The organism is Actinoallomurus oryzae, assembly GCF_039541955.1.
In the GTDB taxonomy this organism is placed as follows: Bacteria; Actinomycetota; Actinomycetes; order Streptosporangiales; family Streptosporangiaceae; genus Actinoallomurus; species Actinoallomurus oryzae.
In genome coordinates this window covers 470,291-496,316 of the sequence record NZ_BAABHF010000009.1, presented here as the reverse complement: position 1 = coordinate 496,316, position 26,026 = coordinate 470,291, and the positions used below count along the sequence as shown (strand labels likewise).

The window sequence follows — 26,026 nt, the reverse complement described above, 5'->3', positions numbered from 1 at the left end:
ACGGACCTAAGGAGGTGGTTGTGATGAGTCCTGGTGATCCTTGCGGAAACGCCGAGATTCCTCCTAGTACCACCCCCTCTACTCGGCGTCCGGCCGCTCGCGGCGCGCGTTCCCCGTTCTAGCTCGGGCCGACGCGCGAGCACGCGCGTGTGCCGGGCCGGGGAAGGACCCCCGATGGCCATGACAAAGGTTCGTCCGACCCGCGCTACCCGCGTTCTCCTCAAGCCCCTCGCTCGTCCCGGCCGCGGCGCCCCGCGCGTCGCCGCCCGCCGGAGCTCGGCCGTCATCGACTGGGGCGCCTACATCGACGGCAAGCGCGTCGACACCCCCGACGTCGCGGACGCCGTGCAGCTCGTACGCGCGCCGGACTCCTCCGACTACGCCACCAACCTGCACACCGACGCCGACAGCCGCTTCGTGTGGGTCGGCCTGCACGAACCCGACGCCTCCGAGCTCGAACGCCTGGCCGAGATCTTCGGCCTGCACCCGCTCGCCGTCGAGGACGCCATCCACGCCCACCAGCGCCCCAAGTTCGAGCGCTACGACGACGTGCAGTTCTTCGTCATGAAGACGGTCGGCTACGTCGAGCGCGGCGACGCCGACGTGGTGCAGACCGGCGAGATCGCGATCTTCTGCGGCCCCGACTTCGTCGTCACCGTGCGCCACGGCGACCACGGCGCCCTCGGCCCCGTGCGCATGCGGCTGGAGGAGAGCCCCGAGCGGCTCGCCCTGGGGCCGGCGGCCGTCCTGCACGCCATCGCCGACCGGGTGGTGGATGAGTACATCTCCGTCGCCGCGGCGGTGCAGGAGGACATCGACGACGTCGAGGAGTGCGTCTTCTCCGCCGACTCCACCAACCAGGCCGAGCGGATCTACCGCCTCAAGCGCGAGGTCATCCACCTCAAGCGCGCCGTCGGGCCGCTGGCCGGCCCGATGCGCAACCTGGCGAGCCGCCGGTTCGTGCCCGCGGAGATCCGGGAGTACTTCCGCGACGTCGACGACCACCTCTCGCGCGTGCGCGAGCAGGTCGAGTCGTGCGACGAGCTGCTCACCCCGATCCTGCAGGCGCACCTCACGCAGGTGACCGTGACCGACAACCACGACATGCGCAAGATCTCCGCCTGGGCGGCGATCCTCGCGCTGCCCACCGCGATCACCGGCATCTACGGGATGAACTTCTCCCACATGCCGGAGTTGCACTGGAAGTACGGCTACGCGCTCGTGCTCGGCATCATCGCGGCCTCCTGTTTCACCCTCTATCGCCGTTTCCGGCGCACCGGCTGGCTCTGACCACGACGGCGGGCTCCGGATGACACTCTGGGCCTGTGTGGGAGAGCGTCACGATCGGCCGCGGCGGGGCGCGGGTCAGCCGCCGCGGCGGGGTCTACCGCAAGGAGTCCGACGACCCGCGGATCGATCTCGTCGCGGAGGGCGAGCGCCTGACGTGGCTGCGGCGGCAGGGCATTCCCGCCGCCGAGGTGCTCGACTGCCGGCCCGGGCTGCTGGTCACCGCCGAGGTGCCGGGCCGGTCGGCGGCCGAGCCGTGGCCGGTGGCGGACCGTCCGCGCGTCGTCGACGCGCTCGCCGGCCTGGCGCGTGCCCTGCACGCCCTGCCGGTCGCGGACTGCCCGTTCGACCGGCGCCTCGCCGTGACGGTGCCGCGGGCGTCGGCGGCCGAGGTCGATCTGGACGACCTGGACGACGAACGCCGCGGCTGGACCCGCGAGCGACTGGTCGCCGAGCTCCTGGCCACCCGGCCCCGCGAGGAGGACCTCGCGGTCTGCCACGGCGACCTGTGCGTGCCGAACGTGCTGTTCGATCCCGACACGTGCCAGGTGAGCGGCGTGATCGACACCGACCGCCTCGGCGTCGCGGACCGCTGGAACGACCTGGCGATCGTCACGCGTTCGCTGACCGCCGACTGTAACCCGCAGTACGGCCCGTGGGCCGCCGACCGATTCCTCGATCGCTACGGCGTCGCGCCGGACCCGCGGAAGATCGCGTTCTACCGGCTGCTGGACGAGTTCTGCTGACGCTCCCGCGTGTCCATCCGGCCGTGGGATCTCTGGCAAGAGGTCTCAGGAGACCGTCGCCCACTCGGTGATCGCCGCGACGGCGGCGGCCGGGTCGGCGGCGCGCAGGTGGATCCGCCGGTAGCGGTCGCCCGGCTCCGGGAGCCGCGGCGGCCGGTCGTACCTGCGGGGTACGAGCCAGATCCAGGTGCCGCCCCGGCGGCGCCTGGCCGACGCGAAGACGTGCTCCCCGGACAGGAGGATCGCCACGTTCAGCGGTTCGCGGTACGGCGAGAGCTCGGCGATGCCGTACTCGGCCGCGGCATGCCCGTCCAGGCGTTCGGCCCCGGTGATGACGTCGCGGCGGATCCGGGTGGCCCCGTGGAACAGGGCCGCGTCGTGGACGACGAGTGCCTCCGCGCCGAGGGTGAGACGGGGGCGGCTCAGCAGCGCGCGTACCGTCTGCGCCTGCGCCGGTACGGTGGCGGCGGACGCCGCGCCGGCGAGCACCGCGACGGTGAGCTCCAGCGGCCCGCCCGCTCCGGCGACGGCGTCCGAAACGAACGCCACGGCCGCCAGGGGCAACCCGAGGCCCCACGGCAGCAGGGCGACGACGGCGAACACACCACGCCACCGCGACCGCAGGACACGTACGTGCACGGCCTCAGCTCCGGCGGCCGACCACGTCGCGGAGGCGGTCCGGATAGTCCGTGACGATGGCGTCGGCGCCGAACGCGACGTACCGCGCCATCTCCACCGGTTCGTTCACCGTCCACACGACCACGGCGAGCCCGCGGTCGTGGGCCGCGGCGACCAGCTCCGGCGTGACCATGACCCGCTTCGGCGAGAGCATCGTGGCGCCGGCGGCCGCCGCCGCGGCGACCAGGCCGCCGGCCGGGTCCTGCCCGGCCATCCACGACGCGTCGAGCGTGTCCGGCTCGACCAGCGCGACCCGCTCACCGCCGGGCAGCAACCCCCGGGCGACGCCGAGGACCCGCCAGTCGAACGCCAGCAGCCGCGAGCGCTCGGTGAGCCCGTACGCGTCGAGGACCTTCACCGCGGCCGCGGTGATCGTCTCGACCTCGGGCCAGGACGGGTCGGTCTTGATCTCGACGGCGAGCCGTACGTCGTGCTGGGCGAGGAGCTCGCAGGCCTCGGCCAGCGTGGGCACCTCGGCCCCGGGCAGCGGCGTCTGCGTCTCGGCGAACCGCGGGTGCCGGACCCCCGCGTCGACCGTCTTGACCTGCGCGAGCGTGAGCTCCCGTATCGGCCGGCCGACATAGGGGTACATCGGGTCCTGCGGCCGGCACGGCCCCCGGTCGCGTACGGTGTCGCCGCGCAGCGCCTGGTCGTGGTGCAGCACCGGCACGCCGTCGGCGGTCAGGCCGACGTCCAGCTCCAGCACGTCGACGCCGATCTCCAGGGTCCGGGCGAACCCCTCGACGGTGTTCTCCGGCCACAGCCCCCGCGCACCACGATGTCCCTGGATCTCCACGGTCGGTCACGTTAGCCGCCGGGCCTCCGGGCGGGCCAGCCCGGGTGGGCGGCATCCGGACGGCCCGCATCCGTCATTCGACTGGCGCGGGCCGCCGGAAAGGGGCGAAGGTCCGTGCTGTCAGAGGAGGGAGCGGAGCTGTACGGTCTGGTCGCGGCCCGGGCCGACGCCGATGGCGGAGATCTGCGCGCCCGCCATCTCCTCCAGCGCGCGGACGTAGTTGCGGGCCTTCTCCGGCAGGTCGTCGAAGACCTTCGCGCTGGAGATGTCCTCCTGCCAGCCGTCCAGGTAGTCATAGATCGGCTTGGCGTGGTGGAAGCCCGTCTGCGTCATCGGCAGCTCGTCGCAGCGCTCGCCGTCGATGTCGTACGCCACGCAGACCGGGACCTTCTCCAGGCCGGACAGCACGTCGAGCTTGGTCAGGAAGTAGTCGGTGACGCCGTTGACCCGGGTCGCGTACCGGGCGATCACCGCGTCGAACCAGCCGCAGCGCCGGTTGCGGCCGGTCGTCACGCCGTACTCCCCACCGGTCTTGCGCAGCCAGTCGCCGGTCTCGTCCAGCAGCTCGGTCGGGAACGGCCCCGAGCCGACGCGGGTCGTGTAGGCCTTCAGGATGCCGATCACCTTGCTGATGCGCGTCGGGCCGAGGCCCGATCCGGCGCACGCGCCGCCCGACGTCGGGCTGGAGGAGGTGACGAACGGGTACGTGCCGTGGTCGACGTCGAGCAGCGTGCCCTGCGCGCCCTCGAGGAGTACGACCTTGTCGTCGTCCAGCGCGCGGTTGATCACCAGCGACGTGTCGGCGATGTGGGGTGCCAGGCGCTCGCCGTAGGCGACGAACTCCTGCACGATCGCGTCGATCTCGATCGCCCGCCGGTTGTAGACCTTGGCGAGGATCTGGTTCTTCTCCCGCAGCGCGAGTTCGAGCTTCTGCCGCAGGATGCCCGGGTCGAGCAGGTCCTGCACCCGGATGCCCATCCGTGCGATCTTGTCGCCGTACGCCGGGCCGATGCCGCGGCCCGTGGTGCCGATCTGGGCCTTGCCCAGGTAGCGCTCGGTGACCTTATCGAGCGCCTTGTGGTGCGGCATGATCAGATGTGCGTTGGCGGAGATCAACAGGCGGTCGCACGAGATGCCGCGCCCCTCCAGTACGTCGATCTCCTCCAACAGCACACCCGGGTCGATCACCACGCCGTTGCCGATGACCGGTATGACGTCGGGGGAGAGCACCCCCGACGGCAGCAGGTGCAGCGCGTAGGACTGGTCGCCGATGACGACCGTGTGTCCCGCGTTGTTCCCGCCCTGGTATCGCACGACATAGTCGACGTCGCCGCCGAGGATGTCGGTGGCCTTGCCCTTGCCTTCGTCACCCCACTGGGCACCGACGAGCACGATGGCCGGCATCGGATTTTCTCCCTGACATCGACGAAGCCCCTGCGCAAGCAGCGACAGGGGCTCTTGCGATCAGAGCGTACCCGTCCGATGGCCACGAGGAAAACGGGAGAAGCCGGTCAGGTTGCGAGAACCTCGGCGGCCGCCGAACTGCTGTCCCGCAGGAACGTCCGGCAGCGTTCGGCCTCTTCCTCCTCGCCGATCGCGGCGGCGGCGCGCGCGAGCGCGTGCAGGGACCGCAGGAACCCGCGGTTGGGCTCGTGCTGCCACGGGATCGGTCCGTGGCCCTTCCAACCGGCGCGGCGCAGCTGATCCAGCCCCCGGTGGTAACCGGTACGGGCATACGCGTAGGACTCGATGACGTCGCCGTTTCCGAACGCGCGGTCGGCGAGGTCGGCCCACGCCGCCGGGTGGGCGGGGAATCTGGCGGCCACTTCGAACGGGTCCACGCCGGCCTCGAGAGCCTGGCGGGCCTCCGGGTTGTCCGGCAGCTCGGTCGGGGGCGGCCCTCCGAGGAGGTTCTGTTGCTCCATAGTGCACATCCTGCCCAATCCGCGGCGGATCTCCTATCCCGCTGATCGGCAAACTGATCAAGAATCTTCGCGGGCAGGACTCAGGTGGGCGGCACCGGCGCGGCCGCCCACCGTCGAAACGCTCGCCTCAGCGAAGCTTCTTGCCCGCGGACAGGAGGTTCTCGCAGGCGTGGCTGATGCGCTCGGCCATCCCCTGCTCGGCCGCCTTGCCCCACGACCGCGGGTCGTAGCTCTTCTTGTTGCCCACGTCACCGTCGACCTTGAGCACGCCGTCGTAGTTCTTGAACATGTGGTCCGCCACCGGACGCGTGAAGGCGTACTGGGTGTCGGTGTCGATGTTCATCTTCACGACGCCGTACGAGACGGCCTCGCGGATCTCCTCCAGCGTGGACCCGGAACCGCCGTGGAAGACCAGGTAGAACGGCTTTTCCTGGCCGTGCTTGGCGGCCACCGCGTCCTGGATGTCCTTGAGCACCTCGGGCCGCAGCTTGACGTGCCCCGGCTTGTAGACGCCGTGGACGTTGCCGAAGGTGGCGGCGAGGATGTAGCGCCCGCGCTCGCCGAGGGCGAGCGCCTCGACGGTCGCCATGGCGTCCTCGACCGTGCTGTAGAGCTTCTCGTTGATCTCTCCGACGACGCCGTCCTCCTCGCCGCCGACGACGCCGATCTCCAGCTCGAGGACGATGTTGGCCTTGCGCGCCTCTTCGAGCAGCTCGGTGGCGATGGAGAGGTTCTCCTCCAGCGGCACCGCCGAGCCGTCCCACATGTGCGACTGGAACAGCGGGTTCTGCCCGGCCGCCACACGCTCCTGCGAGATCTTCAGCAACGGCCGTACGAAGCCGTCGAGCTTGTTCTTCGGGCAGTGGTCGGTGTGCAGCGCGATGTTGACCGGGTACTTGTCGGCCACGACGTGCGCGTACTCGGCCAGTGCGGTGGCACCGGTGACCATGTCCTTGACCGTGCTGCCGGAGAGGTACTCCGCGCCGCCCGTCGACACTTGGACGATGCCGTCACTCTCGGCCTCGGCGAAGCCGCGCAGCGCGGCGTTGAGCGTCTGGCTCGACGTGACGTTGATCGCGGGGTAGGCGAAGCCCTCACGTTTTGCCCGGTCGAGCATTTCCGCGTAGACCTCAGGGGTCGCGATGGGCATGACTATTCCTTCCTTAGGGCTGTGGCTCCCGGCGGGCTCGCTTCCAGTATCTCGAAATCGTTGCCGTGCCGAGACCAGGGCACACCTACCGGTACGCTCGGCCCGTGGCACTCGCCGTGAACGTCATGGATCCCAAGTCCCTCATCGAGGCCTTCGGGCTCATCGGAGTCCTCGTCATCATCTTCGCCGAGACGGGGCTACTCGTCGGGTTCTTCCTACCCGGCGACACGCTGCTGGTCACGGCGGGCATCTACACCGCGGCGGGCACCACGCTCGCGCACCCGCTGCCGCTTCCGGTGCTCATGATCGGCGCGCCGGTGGCGGCCGTCGCCGGTGCGCAGGTCGGGCACTTCCTCGGCGCCCGGTACGGGCGGAAGCTGTTCGAACGCCCGCAGTCTCGGATCTTCCGCCAGGAGCACGTCGACAAGGCCGAGCACTACTTCAACAAGTTCGGGCCCGCCAAGGCCGTCGTGCTGGCGCGGTTCGTCCCCGTCGTGCGCACGTTCCTCAACCCGCTCGCCGGGATGCTTGAGATGTCGGCGATCAGATTTTTTGTGTGGAATGTCGTCGGCGCGGTGCTCTGGACCGAAGCGATCATCTTGCTCGGCCGTTTCCTCGGCGACCGGGTCAAGGGGATCGACAAGTATGTGCTGCCAGTGGTGGCTTTGGCGGTGCTGGTATCGGTGGTGCCCGTGTTGCGTGAGGTGTTCCGCGGCCGCCGCCAGGATTCGTACAAGCCGCCCAAGACGCAACAACCAACTGGCCGTCACCGTCGCTGACAAGGCCCCGTCACCGCTAACCTCCCTCTGTGGGACGTCACCGGTCGGACCCAATGGGTCTCGCGCGCATCGCCATCGCGGTGCTCGCCGTCGTGCTGGCCTGCGGTCTGCTGGTCATCGGTGGCATGGCGCTGTGGGGGGCGCTCACCGGCAAGGACGACAAGAACAAACCGAGCGCCGCGTCAACGCAGGCGAGCAGCACGGCGGGGTCCGGCACGGACACCAAGCCGAGCGCGTCCGCCAGCCAGGTCGGCAACACGATCACCGTCCGCTGCCTGGTCGCGCAGTGCCCGGTGTTCGTCTCGGGTCCCGGCGCCAACGACGTGCAGTTCAACGGCAACCTGCGCCAGAACGAGACCCGCATCTTCAACGAGACCCGGCTGACCGTCGCGGTTCAGGACGCCGGCGGCGTCACCGTGACGATCAACGGGCACGTCCAGCCGCCCGGACGCCACGGTGAGGCCAAGACGTACGAGGCGCCCACCGGGCAGTGAGCCCGGCGTTCCGTATCAAGAAGGTCCGCGACGCCTACACCACGTTGAAGGCGAATATCCGCGCTGGGAACCTCGGCAAGCCGGACTCCCATCGCCGCGTCAAGGCCGAGGCCAAACCGATCGTGTTCCGCCCGGCGGCGCAGCCGTATGACGACCGGTGCTTGTCCTGGCAGTACGACGCCGCCACCGTGTCGGTGTGGACCGTCGAGGGCCGGGTGAAGAACATTCCCTTCGCCTGCTCAGCGGGTGCCCTCAAGACGCTGCAGGCCCACCGGCAGGGCGAATCCGATTTGGTCCGGCGTGATGGGGTGTTCTATCTGATCGCCACGTGTGAGGTGCCCGAGGCTGAGCGGTATGAGCCCGGGCGGTTCATCGGTGTGGACCTGGGCATCGCCGCCATCGCGACCACTTCGACCGGTTACAAGGCCGCGGGGCGGGGACTCAACCGGCACCGCAAGCGGCAGCTCGAACTACGCCGTAAGCTCCAGAAGAAGCGCACCAAGTCCGCCAAACGGCTGCTCAAGAAGCGCAACCGGAGCGAGAAGCGCCACGCCGCGAACCAGAACCACATCATCGCCAAGACGATCGTGACCGTGAGTCACGCGTCCCTGCCACCCCATAGCGGTGGCTGGACGGAGGAGCCCACCCAGCAGCCAGCCGGGAGCTACCTCCAAGCCCGGCCCTTCAGGACCGGGTCAAGTTGACTCCAATCCCAGGTCGGTGAGGGTGAATACCGACCGGTACTCCAACCCCGTCTCGGCGATGCGCGCCTGTGCCCCCCGTTCCACGATGGTGGCCACACCGGCGATCTCCGCGCCGGCCTCCCGCAGCGCCTCGACCGCGGTCAGCACCGAGTTGCCGGTCGTCGAGGTGTCCTCCACGGCGAGTACCCGCCGCCCGGCGACGTCCGGGCCCTCGACGCGCCGCTGCAACCCGTGCGCCTTGCCCTGCTTGCGGACGACGAAGGCGTCCAGCGTCCGCCCGCGTGCGGCCGCCGCGTGCAGCATCGCGGTGGCGACCGGGTCGGCGCCGAGCGTCAGCCCGCCGACCGCGTCGTACCCGAGGTCCTCGGTGAGGTCGAGCATCGCCCGGCCGACGAGCGGCGCGGCCCGTCCGTCGAGCGTCACCCGTCGCAGGTCGACGTAGAAATCGGCTTCCCGGCCGGACGACAGGACCACCCTGCCGTGCACGACCGCCTTGCTCTTGATCTCCGCGAGGAGATCGTCCCGGTCCGTCATGCCTGAAACTTTAGTCATGACACCGGGCACGCTCGTCCTCCTGCACAGTCCGTTGACCACCGCATCGGCGTGGGGCTCACTGTCCGCGGCGCTCGGCGCGTACGACGTGGTGGTCCCGGAGATCACCGACGACGACCGGCCGCCGTACGCCGCCCGTTACGTCGCACGCGCCGCGCTGGAGATCACCGCCGCCGGGGCCAGGCCGCCGCTGGTGCTCGTCGCGCACGGCGACGCGGGGCCGCTCGTGCCGCCCATCGCGGCGGCGCAGCGGGCGGCCCACCGGCTCGTGGGCGGCTACGTCTTCCTCGACGCCCGGCTGCCCGGTTCCGGGACCAGCCGCCCGTACGGGGAGGGGGAGGTGCCGGCCGGCGTCACGGTACGTGATCGCGGCGGTGACTTCCTCGCGGAGGAGCCGCCGATGGCCCAGGACTGGCCGGACGCGCCGTGCGGATACCTGGCCACCTCGGGGCGTTACCAAGATCAAGTACGGCAGGCGCGGATGCGTGGCTGGGAGGTCCGCGAATGCCCGTTTTCGCACTTCTCGGCGGTGGTCGACCCCACAGGTACGGCGGAGGCTCTCACCGCCCTCATCTCGGCTCTCTGAGATGTTCCGCCGCTTCAGAATCGGGTGATACCGTCGCCGAACGGACGTACTGACTATCGAGCTTCGGAAGTCACACTGTGTTGTCAGGTGACTCGTCCTACAGTGTCGAGCGACCGAGTCAACGTGACACGCCGGAGTGGTCTTGCCAACCGAATCGAAGTAAGCCGCATTCGCCCCATAGTCCTCAGGAGACTCCAATTACTGGATCGCCATACGGCAGCGGCGGACTTCACTACGCTTTGGTTGCCCAAGGTCGCTCGCCGGCTCGAAAGTTCACCCGTAAGTCATCGATATAGGGTCTCGTGCCGAGGAAGGGGCGGTGTCGCGTGGATCGCTGCGCGCTGTTCGTTGATGCCAGCTATCTCCTGGCGGACGGCGCGATGGCGGTGCACGGAACCCGCCGTCGCGAGTCCGTCTCGTGGGACTACGCCGGCCTCCTCCAGCTGCTCGGCAACCTGGCGCGTGAGCGGACCGGCCTGCCGCTGCTGCGCTGCTACTGGTACGAGGCGACCGTCGAGGGTCGCCGGTCGCCCGAGCACGACGCCCTCGCCGACCTGCCCGGCATCAAGCTCCGTCTCTCGCGCATCCGCCCCGGCCGCCGTGAGGGCGTCGACACCGAGATCCACCGCGACCTGATGACCCTCGCCCGCAACGGCGGGGTCGCCGACGCCGTCGTCGTCAGCGGCGACGAGGACATCGCCCAGGTCATCGCCGACGCCCAAGACCACGGCGTCCGCGTGAGCGTGCTGCACGTCGCGGTGGACGGCAACTGGACCATCTCCCGGGTGCTCCGCCACGAGTGCGACGACCTCATCGAGATCGGCTCCGGCCACCTGCGGCCGTACGTCAACCTGCTGGCCGGCATGGACACCTCCTCGCCGCCGCTGTCCAACGGACACGGGAGCAGCACCACCGGCGGCGCGCTGTCCCCGCTGCAGCCGTCGACACAGCATTCGAGCCCGCCGCCGAGCACGCCGATCACCGCGCCGCCGCCGCAGCTCGGCGGCTCGTCCACGTCCTCCTCCTCCACGTCGGGCCTGGGCCAGCCGTCGACCGCCGGCCCGGTGATCCCGGTGCCGCCGCTGCGCTCGGCGCCGACGCACTCCGCGCCGCCGATCATCCCGCCCAAGCCCGCGAGCTCCCCGCCGTCGTCGAGCCCGCCGTCGTCGGGAGGCTCGTCGTCGAACGGCAACAACAGCGGCCCGCAGTACGTCCAGCAGCCCGTCGGTCCCTACACCGGCCCGCAGCAGATCCCCCCGCCGCAGCCGCAGCAGTCCACGCCGACGCTCTCCGACGCGGTCAAGGCCGCCCACCAGGAGGGTCAAGATTTCGGCGAGTCGGTCGCCCGCGACGCGCCGGCCCTGTGGCTCGAGGCCGTGCTCGCGCGCAAGCCGCGAATGCCGTCAGACCTTGAGGCCCGGCTGCTTCAGGGGTCCTCGCTGCCGATCGACTTTCTGCTGCACGACGAGGTGCGACACGCCCTCCGGCGAGGGTTCTGGGATGCGCTCGAACGCTCACGCCGCGTATAGCCTTCTCGCGGCGGGGGCCGTCCCGTCCGGCGAACCCTTGTGACGTGTCGCGGGGATGATGCGAAATGACCAGATTCGCAGGAGGTCCGCCGGGTAGCGTCTAGAAGGTGACGCATGTGACCGAAGACGATCTCGATGACATGGAGTTCGACACGCTCCGCACGGGCGATCACGCATCGGCGGCGAAGCGTTTCGTCGAGCTCGCCGAGACGGTCTCAGGCGGCGTGTCACGCGCCAGCCTGTTGCTGCGTGCGGGTGAGCAGTGGCAGCACGCGGGAGACCACGGCAAGGCGGCGGAGACCTATCGCGACGCGCTCGCCGACGGCGGCGACACCTACGGCGATCCGCGGATCTATCTCGCCGGCGCTCTGTTCGAGCTGGGTGAGCTGGACGAGGCGCGGGGGCTGATCGCACAGGTCCGTGCCGACTCGCCGCAGGACCCCGAGGTCCACCGCGCGGTGGCCGAGCTGCTGTACGAGCAGGGCGAGCTGGTCGCGGCGCACGACTGGGCCACGGAGGGCGCCGATCTGGCGCGGGCGGGCGACCAGGAGAGCCTTGAGGGTCTGCTGCGCATCCGCTACCGCTGCCGGCTCGACCTGCGCCGTCCGGAGGACCGGTACGACGCGCTGCTGGACGAGCTGCTCAAGAAGACCGACGACGCGCCAGGCCGCCAGTTCCGCTGAGCACGGCGCGGACGGCGGGTCGCGCGTCAGGGGGCTCGCCGTACAGGAGGGCCCCGATCAGCCGCGTAGCCTCTGCAGCTGCCGCGCGGTCAGCGAGGCGGCCCGCTGTGTACGGCTCCACGCCTCCGACGTCTGGGCGCCGGGGTGGTCGTCGAGCTCCACCGCGACCTCGACGACGACATTGCTGTCCCGGAACACGATCGAGTCGAACTCCCCGCCGAACGCCTTGGGCACACGCATCGCCTCGTCGCCGTAGCCGGACACCGGCGTGCCCGCGGACCGTACGGCACTGCTGCCGTCCGTCTCGGAGACGAGCCACTGATGCGCGTTGCTCTCCGCGGAGCGCAGCAGGCCACGCCCGGTCCGCCGCGCGCGGACGGTCAGGTTGGCGCTCGTCTTCTCCAGCCCGGCGTTCACCGCGACCAGGTTGCTCCACGTGCAGGTGGACTCGCCGTCGCCGTCGCCGGGCGGACTCCCCTTGGGCAGGCCGTGCGGCACGAGCGTCGCGGCGTCGGCGGCGGGGAGCAGCGCACAGGCCCAGATGACCTTCGGATAGGCGCCGCCGGAGATCGTCGCCAGGTAGACGCCGCCACCACCCCCGACGAGCACGACGAGCGCGGCGATGACGATCAGAGCGACCGGCGGCTTCCGGGCGGGAGACGCGGACGGAAGCGGACGCCCCGGCGGCATTCCGGGAGGCGCCGGAGGCCCGCCCGGAGGCATGGGAGGCCCGCCGGGAGGCATGGGAGGCCCGCCGGGAGGCACTTGAGGTCCGCCGGGAGGCATTCCAGGTCCGAAGCGCGGGCCATTTTGCGGTGGCCAACCTGGCGGGGTGCCGGGGATCGACATCGAGACCAGCCTTCCGGCGACGGATAAGTCCCGAAATGTATACCGGCCCAGCGCCTCGGCGGAGAAGCGCTTCGCCGAGATCGCCGAGACGGAAGAGGGAGCGACGGCGGCCCCGACCCGCTGAGCGGCGGAGCCGCCCTCAGAGGACCTTCGACAGGGACGCGTGGTCGAGTTCGCGGAGCGCCCCGTCGGGGCCGACGGCCTCCCAGCGTACGGTCGCCGTGGACCCGTCCACCGCGAGCGTGGCGACGGCGTTGTCGAACCAGGGGCCGTGGCTCAGCCGCCATCTCATCGGGGCCCTGGGCACCCGGGCGAGCCGGGCGAGGGCGCGGGCCGGCCCGTCGGTGAGCCGCCCGTACGCCGCGCGCTGGAGCAGCCGGAACTTCAGCGGCAGGTGGTTGCGCATCGGCGAGCAGACCACCTGGGAGATCGGTGTGCCGGTGCCGGCGACCCGCGCGAGGTAGGAGTAGTGGACGTCCCCGGAGAGCAGCGTGATGCTGTGCGGGCCGCCCTCTCGCCGCGCGACCTCCAGGAGCGTGTCGGCGAGCGCGCGGAAGGACGCCTCGAACGCGGCCCAGTGCTCCAGGTCGGCGCCCTGGCGGACCCTCTCGCCGAGCCGGGCGAGGCGGCGCCCCCACGCGCCGCCCGCGATCGCCTCGTCGAACGACTCCAGATGGTGGATGGTGGCCGGTAGCAGGAACGGCAGCGAGGTGGCGACGATGAGGTGGTCGACGTCGCCGCGGCACTGTTCCTGCACCCACGCCAGCTCGGTGTCGTCCAGCATCGACCGCCGGCCGTCGTGGAGCACCCGCCCGCAGCGGCTGTCGACCACGACGAGTCGCGTACGCCCGTAGTCGTGGGCGTAGCTCCACCGGGTGCCGTCCGGCTGCTCGTCAGCGCGTACGGCGAACTCGTCGACGATCGGCCCGGCATCGCCGTCCGCCGCCAGCACCCGCCGGTAGACCGGGTCCGCGGTCCGCTCGGCCGCCGACATGTTGCCCAGATGCTGGTAGATCCAGTACGCCCCGAGCCCGCCGGTGATCCGGTCGTGCCACCAGGACCGGGCGCGGATGTCGCGCAGCCAGGCCGCGGAGGTGTTCCAGTCGTCCCGGATGTCGTGGTCGTCGAAGATCATCAGGCTGGGCACGGTGGACAGCAGCCACCGCACCATCGCGTCGTCGGTCCAGGCGAGCCGGTACAGCCGGGCGTACTCCTCGTAGTCGGCGACCTCGAGGCCGGGAGGTTCGCCGGTGTCGCGGCGGCCCTTGATGAACTCCCGCATCTCCGGCCCGGTCTCGTCGGCGTAGACCTGGTCGCCGACCATCAGCAGCAGGTCGGGCCACTCGTGCCCGTCCGCCAGCCGCCGCGCGAACGCGCCGAGCGCGTCCGGCCCGTGGATGCTCTCCACACCGGGGGCGACGCGGCACGACCCGAAGGCGATCCGCTGCCGGGCGCCGGGCTCGGGGATCCGGATCCGGCTGGGCGGTGAGCCGGGCTCGGGCCAGACGGTCTCGCCGTCGAGCGCGACCTCGTACTCGGTGTCCGAGCCGGGGGCCAGGCCCTCGACCTGGACGAGCGCGTAGTGGTGCCCGTGGACGGTGAACGTCGGGGCGGTCGCGTCGAGCACGCGCACGTCACACGGCTGGTCGGTTTCGAGCCAGATCGCGGCGGTGTCCGGCCCGACGTGGCGGAGCAGGGGGCCTACGACGAGTTGGGGCATGTATCTGATTACGCCACATCGCGCGCGGACGCACTCACTTCATGTGGGTAGCGATCGGTTTCCATGGCGGATGCCCCTCCTGCTTCGGATCACACGCCGGTGGTGATCAGGGTCTTGCCGAACGCGGTGCGGCCCTCGATGGCGGCGTGCGCCGCCCCGGCCCGCTCGAGCGGGAACGTCTGTCCGATGACCGGTGCGATCACGCCTGCGGCGGCCTCGCGCAGCGCCTGCTCGACATAGCGCGTGCGGTCGCGGTCGGACAATTGCACCGCCTCGATACCGGTCACCGAGACCTCTCGCTCGTCGGCGGCCCGCCGGTCGATACTCGCGAAACGCCCGCTGGGCATGCCGTGGGCGGAGAACCGTCCCGCGCGGGCGGTGAGTGTGAAGCCGGCCTCACCGAGCGCGCCGCCGACATTGTCCAGCACGACGTCGGCGCCGTGCTCGCCGAACACCGCCCGTGCCTGCTCCACCCAGTCCGGCCGAGCAGAGTCGATCAACGCGTCGGGACCGAGCCGTGCGACCCGCTCCAGCTTCGCGCCACGGGCGACCGCGACCACCTTCGCCGCGCGGGCACGGGCGAGTTGCACACACAGCAACCCCAGGCCACCGCTGGCACCGATCACGAGCACTCCGTCGCGCGGGCCGACCTTCGCCGTGTCGAACAGGGCCAGCGCCGTCACTCCGTCATGCAACAAGGCCGCGGCCACCGTGAGGTCAACGCCGTCGGGCACCGCCACCGCCGCCTCCACCGCGACCACGACACGATCGGCGTAACCGCCCTCCCCACCGGTATGAGCCACCACTCGGCGACCACGCAGACTCTGGTCGACACCCGCACCGACCCGCACAACGCGACCGGCGACCCCGTTTCCCGGCACGTACGGCGGGCGCATCGGCCAAAAGCCCTGGCCCGCCCCTGAGCGCACCATCGTCTCCAGCCACAGGGTGTCGATCACCTCAACACCGACCAGGACCTCCCCGGCGCCCGGCACCGGATCGGGCGTCTCGACCAGTTCGAACACCTCCGGCCCACCGAACCTCGACACCGTCGCTGCACGCACCACGCCCACGCGCCGTTCTCCCAACAGGGCTGACCGCTGGCTCTCGCTTCGCGGTGCCCGTTACGCTAGGAGTTCAACATTGGTTGAAGTCAAGCGTGTGGGAGTTCACCATGACGGCCGGCGTCACCGAGCAGGCGTACTTGTCAGTCGGGGACCTGGCACGCGCCAGTGGGGTGGCACCCTCGGCCGTGCGGTTCTACGAGGCCCACGGCCTGCTCACCGGCGAACGTACCGCCGGCAACCAACGCCGATTCCGTGAACCCGATATCTGCCGGACAAAGATCATCCGTGTGGCCCAACGCGTCGGTCTGTCCATCGCTGAGGTCGGGGAGCTCTTCGCCGAACTCCCCGCCGAGCCGGAACTCGCCGACTGGCAGCGCCTGACCGTGCGCCTCATGACAGAGGCCAACCAGCGGATACAACAGCTGCAGCGCGTTCTCGCGGACATCGCGAGCGGAGAGAAGCTCTGTGAACTCCCACCCGCCGACCCGGATTCCTGACCTCCCTGCTTCGGGCACGCCCGCAGGGCGTGCCCGAAACGAGTGCTGACCCGTCCCGGCGATCGACCGACCGCATCAGGGGCGAGCGGACGTCATTCCCCCGCGCACTGCGCGTGGACGGGTCAGGCGGCCGGGACGGTGGGCTTGACGGTCAGGCGGTCGGCCGTCGGGTCGGCGTCCACGACGACCTCGTCGCCGTCGCGGATCTCGCCCGCCAGCAGCTCGCGGGCGAGCTGGTCGCCGATGGCGCTCTGCACGAGCCGGCGGAGCGGCCTGGCGCCGTACGCCGGGTCGTAGCCGGTCAGCGCCAGCCAGTCGCGGGCCGCGTCGGTCACCGTCAGCGTCAGGCGGCGGTCGGCCAGGCGCGCGGCGAGCCGGTCGACCTGGAGATCGACGATCTTCGTCAGCTCCTCGGTGGACAGCGCGTCGAAGATGATCACGTCGTCGAGGCGGTTGAGGAACTCCGGTTTGAAGTTCGCCCGGACCGCGCCCATCACGGCGTCGCGCCGGGCCCCGTTGTCCAGCGACGGGTCGACCAGGAACTGCGAGCCGAGGTTCGACGTCATGATCAGGATCGTGTTGCGGAAGTCGACCGTACGGCCCTGGCCGTCGGTCAGCCGTCCGTCGTCCAGCACCTGCAGCAGCACGTCGAAGACCTCGGGGTGGGCCTTTTCGACCTCGTCCAGCAGCACGACGCAGTACGGCCGGCGGCGGACCGTCTCGGTGAGCTGACCGCCCTCCTCGTATCCGACGTAGCCGGGAGGCGCGCCGACGAGCCGGGCGACGGAGTGCTTCTCGCCGTACTCGCTCATGTCGATGCGCACCATGGCCCGCTCGTCGTCGAACAGGAAGTCCGCCAGCGCCTTGGCCAGCTCGGTCTTGCCGACACCGGTCGGGCCGAGGAACAGGAACGAGCCCGTGGGCCGGTCGGGGTCGGCGACGCCCGCCCGCGCCCGGCGTACGGCGTCGGAGACGGCCCGGACGGCGTTCGACTGGCCGATCAGGCGGCGGCCCAGTTCCTCTTCCATGCGCAGCAGCTTGGCCGTCTCGCCCTCGAGCAGACGCCCGGCCGGGATGCCGGTCCAGGCGCCGACCACCTCGGCCACGTCGTCGGCGGTGACCTCCCGCTTGACCATGGCGTTGGGGTTGTTGGCGGCCTCCGCCGCGGTCTCGAGCTCGTCCTGGAGCCGCTCGATCTCGATCGCGATGTCGCTCGGCGGCTTCCAGTCGCCGTCGATCTGCGCCTGGCGGAAGGCCTGCTCCCGCCGGCTCTCGGCCTCGTCGATGCGCTTCTTCAGCTCACCGACCTTGTTGAGGCCCTCCTTCTCCGCGTGCCAGCGCGCGTTCAGGTCGTTGAGCTGCTCCTTGCGGTCGGCGAGCTCGGCCTTGATCCGCTCGAGACGCTGCTGAGAGGGCGCGTCGGACTCCTTGCTGAGCTGGTGCTGCTCCATCTCCAGCCGGTCGACGACACGCTGGAGCTCGTCGACCTCGACCGGCCGCGAGTTGATCTCCATGCGCAGCCGGGACGCGGCCTCGTCGATCAGGTCGATCGCCTTGTCCGGCAGGAACCGGGCGGTGATGTACCGGTCGGAGAGCGCCGCCGCGGCGACGAGCGCCGCGTCGGTGATCACCACCTCGTGGTGTGCTTCGTACCGGCCCTTGAGCCCGCGCAGGATCGCGACGGTGTCCGTGACCGACGGCTCGCCGACGAAGATCTGCTGGAACCGGCGCTCCAGCGCCGGGTCCTTCTCGATCCGCTCGCGGTATTCGTCCAGCGTGGTCGCGCCGATCATGCGCAGTTCGCCGCGGGCCAGCATGGGCTTGAGCATGTTGCCCGCGTCCATCGACCCCTCGGCCGCGCCCGCGCCGACCACGGTGTGCAGCTCGTCGATGAAGGTGACGATCTGCCCGTCGCTCTGCTTGATCTCGCTCAGGACCGCCTTGAGGCGCTCCTCGAACTCGCCGCGGAACTTCGCGCCGGCGACCATCGCACCGAGGTCGAGCGCCACGAGCCGCTTGTTCTTCAGCGTGTCCGGGACGTCGCCGTCGACGATGCGCTGGGCGAGGCCCTCGACCACCGCGGTCTTGCCCACGCCCGGCTCGCCGATCAGCACCGGGTTGTTCTTCGTGCGCCGCGACAGGACCTGCACGACGCGGCGGATCTCGTTGTCACGGCCGATGACCGGGTCGAGTTTGCCCGCCTGGGCCTGCTCGGTCAGGTCGACGCCGTACTTCTCCAGCGCCTGGTAGGTGTCTTCGGGGTTCTCGCTGGTCACGCGGGCGTTTCCGCGGACCCTGGGGAACGCCTCCAGCAGGGCGTCGGGGGTCGCGCCGGCCTCGCGCAGCAGCTTCGCGACCGGCCCGCCGTCGGCCGCCAGGGCCACGAGCAGGTGCTCGGTCGAGATGAACTCGTCATCGAGCTGCCGGGCGCGGTTGGCCGCGGTGTTCAGCACCACCAGCAGCGCCCGCGAGGTCTCCGGCGCGCCGACCGTGGCGCCCGCGGCCTTCGGCAGCGCGGCGATCTGCTCCTCGGCCTGGCGGCGCAGCGCCTGCGGATCGGCGCCGACCTCCTTCAGCAGGCGCTGTACGGTGCCTTCACCCTGCGACAGCAGCCCGACGAGCAGATGAGCGGGCTCGACGTGCGGGTGCCCTTCGGTCGCCGCCCGGCGCAGGGCGGCGGAGAGCGCCTCCTGGCTCTTCTCGGTCCGTTTGTAGTCCACTTATTCCTCCCCGCGTGAGCGCCACACGACCACACTCGTCTGACGGATCGGCACCAGCTCGGCGCCGGCCGTCGACTCGGGGGTGTTCTTCAGCCGGGCGAGCCGGGCGGCCACCGCCCGGGTGGACTCCAGCTCGTTGCCCAGCTCCTCGACCAGCCCCCTGAGCCGTGCGACCTCGGCCCGCAGGGCCTCGGACTCACGCTGCAGGTCGAGGATGTGCTTGATGCCGGCCAGGTTGATGCCCTCGTCCTGGGACAGCCGCTGGATCTCCCGCAGCAACACGATGTCGCGCATGGAGTAGCGGCGGCCGCGGCCGGACGTACGACCCGGTGAGACCAGGCCCATCCGGTCGTACGTACGGAGCGTCTGCGGGTGCATCCCGGACAGCTCCGCGGCGACGGAGATCACGTAGACCGGGCTGTCGTCGCCGAAAGGGTCCATGATGTTCACTCCTCTCGCGCCATCCGGATCAGGTCGCTCCGTACGCCGTCACCACCGAGGCTGCCGGCCATCTTCTCCAGCGCCTCGCGGGTGGTGTCGTCGATCTCGCTGGGAACCTGCACGTCGACGGTGACGAGCAGGTCGCCCCGGGTGCCGTCGCGCCGTGGGGCGCCCTGGCCGCGGACCCGCAGCACCCGTCCGTTGGGCGTGCCCGGCGGGATCCGTACGGTCTTGGGCTGGCCGCGGTGGATCGGCACCTTGATCTCGGCGCCGAGCGTGGCCTCCGGGAAGGTGACCGGCACCTTCAGCGTGAGGTTGTCGCCCGTACGGCCGAAGACCTTGTGCGGCTTGACGTGCACGATGACGTACAGGTCGCCGTTCGGCCCGCTGTTTTCTCCCGGCGCGCCCTTGCCCTTGATGCGGATGCGCTGCCCGTCGTGCACTCCCGCGGGGATGCGCGCCTGGATCGTGTGCGTGCTCTGCGCACGACCGCTGCCGTAGCACGTGCCGCACGGGTCGTCGACGACCAGGCCACGGCCGTGGCACTCGCGGCAGGGCTCGGAGAAGGCGAACCCGCCGGCGTTGCGGCTCTCCTGCCCGGTGCCCTCACAGCGGGGGCACACCCGGGGGACCGTGCCGGCCTTGGCGCCGGTCCCCCGGCAGGTCGGGCAGGCCGCCTCGCTGGTCAGCCGGAGCGGGACCGTACGGCCGTCGAGCGCCTCGCCGAACGTCAGCGTTATCTCCGACTCGACGTCGGTGCCACGACGCGGCCGCTGACCCGCCTGGCGGCGGCCGAACAGCCCGCCGAACAGGTCGCCGATGCGTTCGCCCGTGCCACCCGTGGTCGAGCCGGTGCCCGTGTTCCCGAACAGGTCGCCCAGGTCGAAGCCGAACCCGCCCTGGGCTCCTCCCCGGGGGCGCGCACCGCCGAACAGGCTGCGAGCCTCGTCGTACTCCTTGCGCCGTTTCTCGTCCGACAGCACGTCGTAGGCCTCGGAGATGTCCTTGAACTTCTCCTCGGACTCCGCGTCGCCCTTGTTGGCGTCCGGGTGGTACTGGCGAGCGAGCTTGCGGTACGACTTCTTGATCTCGTCCTGGGTGGCGGTCTTCGTAACACCGAGGACCTTGTAGTAGTCCTTCTCCAAATAGTCCTTGGTGCTCACCGGCGCCCCTTACCTCGTTTCGTTGTCGCTCGTCGGTCAGTCCTCGTCGGCCGTCTCGGCCTTGGGCGGCGTCTCCGCCTCGGTGCCCTCGGCCTCGGCCGTCTCCTGCGGCTCCGGCTCCTCGGGCTCCTCCGGCTCGGCCGGCCCGGCGTCACCGCCCGGCTCGGCCACGGCGACGCGCGCCGGCCGGAGGATCCGCTCGCCGATGCCGTAGCCCGGCTGCAGGATCTGCACGGCCGTCGGCTCGGTGACGTCGGCGGAGTAGGAGTGCATGAGCGCTTCGTGGATGTTCGGGTCGAACGGCTCGCCCGGGCTGCCGAACGACTGCAGACCCAGCTTGCCGGCGATGCCCTCCAGGCCCTCGGCGACCTGCTTGAACCCGCCGTTCAGCTCGTCGTGGTCGCGCGCCCGCCCGATGTCGTCGAGCACCGGCAGCAGCTCGGTCAGGACGTTCGCCAGCGCCTGCTCGCGCACCATGACCCGGTCGCGCTCGACCCGCTTGCGGTAGTTGGAGTACTCCGCCTGAAGCCGCTGGAGGTCGAGCGTGCGCTCGGCCAGCTGCCTCTTGAGGTCCGCGACCTCTTCGTCGGCCGCGGTCTCGGGAGCGCCCGGGGCGGACCCGGGAGCCGGCTCCGCCGACTCCCGGGCCTTGCCCGTCTTGGGATCGATGCGCCGCTTGTCGCGGATCACCGGACCCTCGCGCTCCTCGGCGTCGTCACGACGCTCCGTCACGCTTCCTCCTCGCCTAGCGGCTCGTCAGCGCGTGACGAACCGTGCTGTGCTTTTTGGTTCGCTCCGCTCACGTTTCCTCCTTCGCGAAAAGGGCCAAGGCGGAGAGGGGAGTGCGGCTCACGCCGCACCGCCTTCGCGCTTGTCCTTGTCGTCGTCCACGATCTCGGCGTCGACGACCTCGTCCTCCTGGGCGGTGCCCTGCGCACCCGCGCCGGCGTCGGCGGTGGGCGCGCCCTCACCGGGCTGGTTCTGGGCGTACATCGCGGCGCCCATCTTCTGGCTGACCTGGGCGAGCTTCTCTGACGCCGAGCGGATCGCGTCGATGTCGGTGCCCTCGAGGGTCTTCTTGACCTCGTCCAGCGCCGTACGGACCTCGGTCTTCACCTCGTCCGGGATCTTTTCGTCGTTCTCACCGAGGAACTTCTCGGTGGAGTAGGCGAGCGTGTCGGCGTTGTTGCGGGTCTCGGTCTCCTCGCGGCGCTTGCGGTCCTCCTCGGCGTACTGCTCCGCCTCGCGCATCATCTTGTCGATGTCCTCCTTGGGCAGCGCCGAGCCGCCCGTGATGACCATCGACTGCTCCTTGCCGGTGCCGAGGTCCTTCGCGCCGACGTTCACGATGCCGTTGGCGTCGATGTCGAAGGTGACCTCGATCTGCGGCACGCCGCGGGGCGCCGGGGGCAGGCCCGTCAGCTGGAAGGTGCCGAGCTTCTTGTTGTACGCCGCGATCTCGCGCTCGCCCTGGTAGACCTGGATCTCCACGGACGGCTGGTTGTCGTCGGCGGTGGTGAAGACCTCCGACCGCTTGGTCGGGATCGTGGTGTTCCGCTCGATGATCTTGGTGAAGATGCCGCCCTTGGTCTCGATGCCCAGGCTCAGCGGGGTCACGTCGAGCAGCAGGACGTCCTTGACCTCGCCCTTGAGCACGCCGGCCTGCAGGGACGCGCCGACCGCGACGACCTCGTCGGGGTTGACGCCCTTGTTGGCCTCCTTGCCGCCGGTCAGCTCCTTGACCAGGTCGGCGACGGCGGGCATGCGGGTCGAGCCACCGACGAGCACGACGTGGTTGATGTCGCTGACCTTGATGCCGGCGTCCTTGATGACCTGCTGGAACGGGACCTTGCAGCGGTCGAGCAGGTCAGAGGTCATCTTCTGGAACTCGGCCCGGGTGAGCTTCTCGTCCAGGTGGAGCGGGCCCTCGGCGGAAGCCGTGATGTAGGGCAGGTTGATGCTCGTCTCCGAAGAGCTGGACAGCTCGATCTTGGCCTTCTCCGCGGCCTCACGGAGCCGCTGCAGCGCCATCTTGTCCTTGGACAGGTCGACGCCGTGGGCGTTCTTGAACTTGGTGACCAGCCAGTCGACGACCTTCTGGTCCCAGTCGTCACCACCGAGGTGGTTGTCGCCGTTGGTCGCCTTCACCTCGACGACGCCGTCACCGACCTCGAGGAGGGAGACGTCGAAGGTGCCACCACCGAGGTCGAAGACGAGGATCGTGGCCTCGCCCTCCTTCTCCAGGTGGTACGCCAGCGCCGCGGCGGTCGGCTCGTTGATGATGCGCAGGACGTTGAGGCCCGCGATCTGGCCGGCCTCCTTGGTGGCCTGCCGCTGGTGGTCCGAGAAGTACGCCGGGACGGTGATCACCGCGTCGGTGATCTTCTCGCCCAGGTACGCCTCGGCGTCGCGCTTGAGCTTCTGCAGCACGAAGGCGCTGATCTGCTGAGGAGTGAAGTCCTTGTCGTCGATCTTCTGCTTCCAGTCGGTGCCCATTTCGCGCTTGACCGACCGGATGGTGCGGTCGACGTTGGTCACCGCCTGGCGCTTGGCGACCTCGCCGACGAGAACCTCACCGTTCTTGGCGAAGGCGACGACGGACGGCGTGGTCCTCGACCCCTCCGCGTTGGCGATGACGGTGGGCTCGCCACCCTCCAGGATCGCGACGACCGAGTTGGTCGTCCCAAGGTCGATACCGACCGCTCGTGCCATGAGTTGGTTCCTCCGACCGTGCTCTCTTGTCCATGAAGCTGAGTCCAGCAGACGCAAGGTTGCCCGAGCCGTTTCGGCTTGTCAAATGACTTGAGTCTGTCGCACTCAACTTTGCTGACTGGTTCAACGTGGGAGCGCGGCGCGGTGTTCCCGCGTACGACAGGAAATCTGTGGTGAATGGGTCCGTGGATCCGGCGCCGCCGGTCCCCTGGGCTAGCGGCGGGAGATGTAGTGCATGCCGGCGCCGCTCTGCAGTGCCTTGGCCAGCACCTTCGCGGGCAGCGTGTGGGTGCCGCCGGTCGGCCGCCAGGGGTCGAAAACAGTGATCATCCCGGTGTTCTGGTCGTAGCCGTACGCGAGGATGGCGTGCCCGATCCAGTGGCCCCTGAGCCGCCCCTGGTTCCAGGGCAGCCTCTCCATCCACACCTGCATGATCGGCGCCCGGCGCAGAGTGCCGACGTCGTAGGAGACCCGCTGCATGAGGATCTGGGGACGGCCGACGACGTCGCCGACGATCCGGTCGTCGTACCGCCGCGGGTGCAGGTAGCCGTCCATGACCGAGGCGGCGTTGTCGCCGCCGGTGCCGCGGATCGTGGTCTTCATCTTCCTGGCGAGGGCGTCCTGACTGACCTTGATCCCGAACGTCGACAGGCTCATCGCCGTGGAGGCGGGGACGCAGTAGTAGTTCGTGGTCTGGAACTGCGCCTGGAGAACCAGCCGGTACGCGCGGGGCATCGCCCGGAGTCCCGCCGCGGCGGTGGTCGGCGTGGCGTGGGTGGCCAAAGTGGCCGTTGTGGCGGCGGTCCGGGCCGCGGTGGTGGCGTTGGCCGGCGGGGAGGCCCCCACCAGCAGGGCGGCGACGGCGAGACCCACCGCCGGCCGCAGGCCGGGCGCGTTCTTCACTTGCGTCCCCCAGACGTCACGGGGCCCGATCGGGGCCGTGTCGGCGGTACCTGCAAGACGGTCCAAGCGAATGTCGCTATATGCGCATGTAACGCGTTGTAGAACTCTATTTACTCATATGGGCGGCCATGCGTGCTTAGCCGGAGTGTCGGTCGGGTGACACGCGCGACCTCGACGTCGGCGCGTGGCGGTGCGGGGTACGGCCGATGGCGTCGCCGTCCGGTGCCGTGTGAAAGCTGAGGGGTGCTCCGCCGGAGTACCGGTGTAAGCCATACCGATCACCGGAAGGTGACCTCGATGACGGAGCCCCCCGCGTGAGGGCCGGGCCGCGGACGCCGCCCTCGGCCGTCGGACCGGACCTGCCGCAGGACGCAGGATCACACCTGCCGCAGGCCGTGTTCGCCGACCTGTACGACCAGCACTTCCACGAGATCTACCGCTACATCGCCGGCCGGCTGGGCCGCGACGTGGCCGACGACATCGCCGCCGACACCTTTGTCGTCGCCCTGCGGAAGCGGAACACCTTCGACGCCTCCCGCGGCGGCGTACGGCCGTGGCTGTTCGGCATCGCCACGAGGCTCGTCGCCGAGCATCGGCGGAAGGAGACACGGCGCTACCGCGCGCTCGGCCGTCTCCGGCCCGACGAGGTCACCGAGAGCCACGAGGGCCAGGTGGTCGACTGGGTGGCCGCCGAGAGCCTCCGGCCGCGCCTGGCCCGGGCCATCGCCGCGCTTTCGCGCGGGGACCGTGACGTCCTGCTGCTGGGCGCGCTCGGCGACCTGTCGCACGAGGAGATCGCTCAGGCGCTCGGCATCCCGTACGGCACGGTCGGCTCGCGGCTCAGCCGGGCCCGTAAGAAGGTGCGCTCCGCACTGGAGGAGGACAGCCATGGATGAGATCCGCATGATCCGGAGCCTCCTTGGGGAGGCCCCGCCGTCGGACGAGGTCGTCGCGGAGGGCCGCCGGCGCCTGGCCGCCCACGCGCCGGCGCGCTCGGCCCGTACGCGCCGCCGCCTGTGGGGAGGCCTCGCCCTGGTCGGGGCCGCCACCGCGGTCGCGGTCGCGATCGGCCTGACCGGTGGCGGACCACCGGCCACCAGGAGGACGGAGGTCCGGCCGCTGACCGCCCGGCAGATCCTGCTCACCGCCGCGGACAAGGCCGCGTCCACGCCGGTTGGCCGGTACTGGCACACCCACGTGATCTCCAGCGAGGGCTACCACGTCGACCGCGGCGACTACATGATCTTTGGCGCGCGGCACGAGATCGACCAGTGGATCGCGCGGAGCGACAAGGACCCGGACGTGTTCCGCAGCCGGTTCGCCGGTGCCGTTCCGCAGACGGCCGCCGACCGGGCGGCCTGGAAGAAGGCGGGGTCGCCGTCGACGTGGCGTGTCCTGTCGAACGGCCAGACGATCAGGCAGTCGGCCAGGTCCCATGCCTGGGACCTGGTGCGCATGACTCCCGCGCAGAAGCGGGGGGAGCGGCGGCTCGAGGCGAAGATGGCCGCGCGGTGTGCCAAGAAGCCGCAGGCCTGCCCGCCCGCCCAGCCGACCGACGCGCAGCGGGAGGCCATGGCCCGTGACCCCGAGGCCCTCAAGCGGTACCTGCTCAAGGCCGCCGGGGGTGGTGGGTCCAGCTACCTGCTCAGTGTGGCCGGGCGATTCCTGCTCGACCCGTCGTCTCCGCAGCTGCGGGCGGCGGTCTTCCGCGTGCTCGCGGACGTGCCGGGCGTGCGCAGTCTGGGGGCGTCGCGGGACTCGCTGGGACGGCCCGCGACCGTGCTGGCCGGCCGGATGACGCAGAACGGCAACGTCTACGACAGCGAGCTGCTCCTCGACCCGGTCACGTACGTCCCGCTCGGCACCCAGATGGTGCTCGTCCACGGCAACGGCGGCAGGACCGTGCCGCCCTCGCCGGGCATGCCGCCCGCCCAGAGCGGCGGCCTGGAGACGAAGGGCATGAAGCCGGGCGCCATCACCCACAGCGAGATCTACCTGACGATGGGTTGGACGAACACCGCGTACGGCGGCTGACGTCCGGCGGC

General features: G+C 70.5%; 26 protein-coding genes. 11 read left to right on the top strand and 15 right to left on the bottom strand.

From position 1 onward, the window contains the following. Positions 1 to 180: 180 nt before the first annotated feature. Together corA and ABEA10_RS04140 are read left to right on the top strand one after the other, a co-directional pair. Complete coding sequence (corA, locus tag ABEA10_RS04145) at positions 181 to 1,290, top strand: magnesium/cobalt transporter CorA (RefSeq protein WP_345457633.1); 1,110 nt, start codon at positions 181 to 183, stop codon at positions 1,288 to 1,290. 35 nt (positions 1,291 to 1,325) lie between these two features. Next, complete coding sequence (locus ABEA10_RS04140) at positions 1,326 to 2,033, top strand: APH(3') family aminoglycoside O-phosphotransferase (RefSeq protein ID WP_345457630.1); 708 nt, start codon at positions 1,326 to 1,328, stop codon at positions 2,031 to 2,033. Between the two features lie 45 nt (positions 2,034 to 2,078). On the opposite strand, the gene ABEA10_RS04135 is transcribed toward ABEA10_RS04140, so the two are convergent. From ABEA10_RS04135 to fbaA, 5 genes are all read right to left on the bottom strand, one after another. Continuing rightward, entirely contained in the window at positions 2,079 to 2,672 is a 594-nt protein-coding gene (locus tag ABEA10_RS04135; RefSeq protein WP_345457628.1) for a hypothetical protein, read from the bottom strand. A 4-nt stretch (positions 2,673 to 2,676) separates the two neighbouring features. Next, positions 2,677 to 3,507 (bottom strand): glycerophosphodiester phosphodiesterase family protein, encoded by an 831-nt coding sequence (locus ABEA10_RS04130; protein WP_345457626.1) that lies wholly within the window; start codon positions 3,505 to 3,507, stop codon positions 2,677 to 2,679. A gap of 120 nt (positions 3,508 to 3,627) precedes the next feature. After that, on the bottom strand, positions 3,628 to 4,911 hold the full coding sequence (locus ABEA10_RS04125; RefSeq protein WP_329249734.1) for an adenylosuccinate synthase: 1,284 nt from the start codon (positions 4,909 to 4,911) through the stop codon (positions 3,628 to 3,630). A 107-nt stretch (positions 4,912 to 5,018) separates the two neighbouring features. Beyond that, positions 5,019 to 5,432 (bottom strand): DUF3151 domain-containing protein, encoded by a 414-nt coding sequence (locus ABEA10_RS04120; protein ID WP_345457623.1) that lies wholly within the window; start codon positions 5,430 to 5,432, stop codon positions 5,019 to 5,021. A gap of 127 nt (positions 5,433 to 5,559) precedes the next feature. Then, entirely contained in the window at positions 5,560 to 6,582 is a 1,023-nt protein-coding gene (gene fbaA, locus ABEA10_RS04115) for a class II fructose-bisphosphate aldolase (protein ID WP_345457620.1), read from the bottom strand. Positions 6,583 to 6,686: 104 nt separating this feature from the next. Between fbaA and ABEA10_RS04110 the strand changes: the two genes are divergently transcribed. The 3 genes from ABEA10_RS04110 to ABEA10_RS04100 are packed head-to-tail and all read left to right on the top strand — an operon-like array spanning position 6,687 to position 8,559. Further along, positions 6,687 to 7,361, top strand: coding sequence for a DedA family protein (locus ABEA10_RS04110; RefSeq protein ID WP_345457617.1), 675 nt, complete (start codon positions 6,687 to 6,689; stop codon positions 7,359 to 7,361). A gap of 53 nt (positions 7,362 to 7,414) precedes the next feature. After that, positions 7,415 to 7,855 carry a hypothetical protein gene (locus tag ABEA10_RS04105; RefSeq protein ID WP_345457614.1) on the top strand — a complete coding sequence of 147 codons (441 nt, stop codon included), beginning with the start codon at positions 7,415 to 7,417 and terminating at the stop codon, positions 7,853 to 7,855. Then, entirely contained in the window at positions 7,852 to 8,559 is a 708-nt protein-coding gene (locus ABEA10_RS04100) for a hypothetical protein (RefSeq protein ID WP_345457612.1), read from the top strand. The genes ABEA10_RS04105 and ABEA10_RS04100 overlap by 4 nt, the downstream gene beginning before the upstream one ends. On the opposite strand, the gene pyrE is transcribed toward ABEA10_RS04100, so the two are convergent. After that, positions 8,551 to 9,093, bottom strand: coding sequence for an orotate phosphoribosyltransferase (gene pyrE / locus ABEA10_RS04095; RefSeq protein ID WP_345457610.1), 543 nt, complete (start codon positions 9,091 to 9,093; stop codon positions 8,551 to 8,553). The two genes, ABEA10_RS04100 and pyrE, sit on opposite strands and share 9 nt — an antisense overlap. Positions 9,094 to 9,109: 16 nt before the next feature. Between pyrE and ABEA10_RS04090 the strand changes: the two genes are divergently transcribed. The 3 genes from ABEA10_RS04090 (at position 9,110) to ABEA10_RS04080 (ending at position 11,909) form a co-directional block, all read left to right on the top strand. Continuing rightward, the gene (locus tag ABEA10_RS04090) at positions 9,110 to 9,697 is read left to right on the top strand and encodes a hypothetical protein (RefSeq protein WP_345457608.1); all 588 of its coding nucleotides are present in this window, start codon (positions 9,110 to 9,112) and stop codon (positions 9,695 to 9,697) included. A 326-nt stretch (positions 9,698 to 10,023) separates the two neighbouring features. Then, entirely contained in the window at positions 10,024 to 11,226 is a 1,203-nt protein-coding gene (locus ABEA10_RS04085; protein WP_345457605.1) for an NYN domain-containing protein, read from the top strand. Positions 11,227 to 11,342: 116 nt separating this feature from the next. After that, on the top strand, positions 11,343 to 11,909 hold the full coding sequence (locus ABEA10_RS04080; protein ID WP_329249748.1) for a tetratricopeptide repeat protein: 567 nt from the start codon (positions 11,343 to 11,345) through the stop codon (positions 11,907 to 11,909). A 57-nt stretch (positions 11,910 to 11,966) separates the two neighbouring features. On the opposite strand, the gene ABEA10_RS04075 is transcribed toward ABEA10_RS04080, so the two are convergent. The 3 genes from ABEA10_RS04075 to ABEA10_RS04065 all read right to left on the bottom strand — a co-directional run bounded on the left by ABEA10_RS04075 (position 11,967) and on the right by ABEA10_RS04065 (position 15,551). Then, positions 11,967 to 12,599 (bottom strand): hypothetical protein, encoded by a 633-nt coding sequence (locus tag ABEA10_RS04075; protein WP_345457601.1) that lies wholly within the window; start codon positions 12,597 to 12,599, stop codon positions 11,967 to 11,969. Positions 12,600 to 12,897: 298 nt separating this feature from the next. Continuing rightward, positions 12,898 to 14,478: an alkaline phosphatase D family protein gene (locus ABEA10_RS04070; RefSeq protein ID WP_345457598.1), complete on the bottom strand. Its 1,581-nt coding sequence runs from the start codon at positions 14,476 to 14,478 to the stop codon at positions 12,898 to 12,900. A gap of 89 nt (positions 14,479 to 14,567) precedes the next feature. Continuing rightward, complete coding sequence (locus ABEA10_RS04065) at positions 14,568 to 15,551, bottom strand: zinc-binding dehydrogenase (RefSeq protein ID WP_345457596.1); 984 nt, start codon at positions 15,549 to 15,551, stop codon at positions 14,568 to 14,570. A 101-nt stretch (positions 15,552 to 15,652) separates the two neighbouring features. Between ABEA10_RS04065 and ABEA10_RS04060 the strand changes: the two genes are divergently transcribed. Continuing rightward, positions 15,653 to 16,042: a MerR family transcriptional regulator gene (locus tag ABEA10_RS04060; protein ID WP_345457594.1), complete on the top strand. Its 390-nt coding sequence runs from the start codon at positions 15,653 to 15,655 to the stop codon at positions 16,040 to 16,042. Positions 16,043 to 16,164: 122 nt separating this feature from the next. On the opposite strand, the gene clpB is transcribed toward ABEA10_RS04060, so the two are convergent. The 6 genes from clpB to ABEA10_RS04030 form a co-directional block, all read right to left on the bottom strand. Further along, a complete protein-coding gene (gene clpB / locus ABEA10_RS04055) occupies positions 16,165 to 18,762 on the bottom strand; it encodes an ATP-dependent chaperone ClpB (RefSeq protein ID WP_345457591.1) in 2,598 nt (865 codons plus the stop codon). Beyond that, complete coding sequence (locus ABEA10_RS04050; RefSeq protein WP_329249764.1) at positions 18,763 to 19,203, bottom strand: heat shock protein transcriptional repressor HspR; 441 nt, start codon at positions 19,201 to 19,203, stop codon at positions 18,763 to 18,765. It lies immediately after the preceding gene. Between the two features lie 5 nt (positions 19,204 to 19,208). Next, positions 19,209 to 20,366, bottom strand: coding sequence for a molecular chaperone DnaJ (gene dnaJ / locus ABEA10_RS04045; protein WP_345457587.1), 1,158 nt, complete (start codon positions 20,364 to 20,366; stop codon positions 19,209 to 19,211). A 36-nt stretch (positions 20,367 to 20,402) separates the two neighbouring features. Continuing rightward, positions 20,403 to 21,098: a nucleotide exchange factor GrpE gene (gene grpE / locus ABEA10_RS04040; protein WP_345457584.1), complete on the bottom strand. Its 696-nt coding sequence runs from the start codon at positions 21,096 to 21,098 to the stop codon at positions 20,403 to 20,405. Between the two features lie 117 nt (positions 21,099 to 21,215). Beyond that, complete coding sequence (gene dnaK, locus ABEA10_RS04035) at positions 21,216 to 23,078, bottom strand: molecular chaperone DnaK (RefSeq protein WP_329249771.1); 1,863 nt, start codon at positions 23,076 to 23,078, stop codon at positions 21,216 to 21,218. Between the two features lie 213 nt (positions 23,079 to 23,291). Then, the gene (locus tag ABEA10_RS04030; RefSeq protein WP_345457581.1) at positions 23,292 to 23,981 is read right to left on the bottom strand and encodes a C39 family peptidase; all 690 of its coding nucleotides are present in this window, start codon (positions 23,979 to 23,981) and stop codon (positions 23,292 to 23,294) included. A 314-nt stretch (positions 23,982 to 24,295) separates the two neighbouring features. Here ABEA10_RS04030 and ABEA10_RS04025 point away from each other — a divergent pair, with 314 nt between their 5' ends. Together ABEA10_RS04025 and ABEA10_RS04020 are read left to right on the top strand one after the other, a co-directional pair. After that, positions 24,296 to 24,877, top strand: a complete 582-nt coding sequence (locus ABEA10_RS04025; RefSeq protein WP_345457578.1) for an RNA polymerase sigma factor — start codon at positions 24,296 to 24,298, stop codon at positions 24,875 to 24,877. Further along, positions 24,870 to 26,015: a CU044_5270 family protein gene (locus ABEA10_RS04020; protein ID WP_345457575.1), complete on the top strand. Its 1,146-nt coding sequence runs from the start codon at positions 24,870 to 24,872 to the stop codon at positions 26,013 to 26,015. Before ABEA10_RS04025 ends, ABEA10_RS04020 begins: the two co-directional genes overlap by 8 nt. The last annotated feature ends 11 nt before the right edge of the window (positions 26,016 to 26,026 follow it).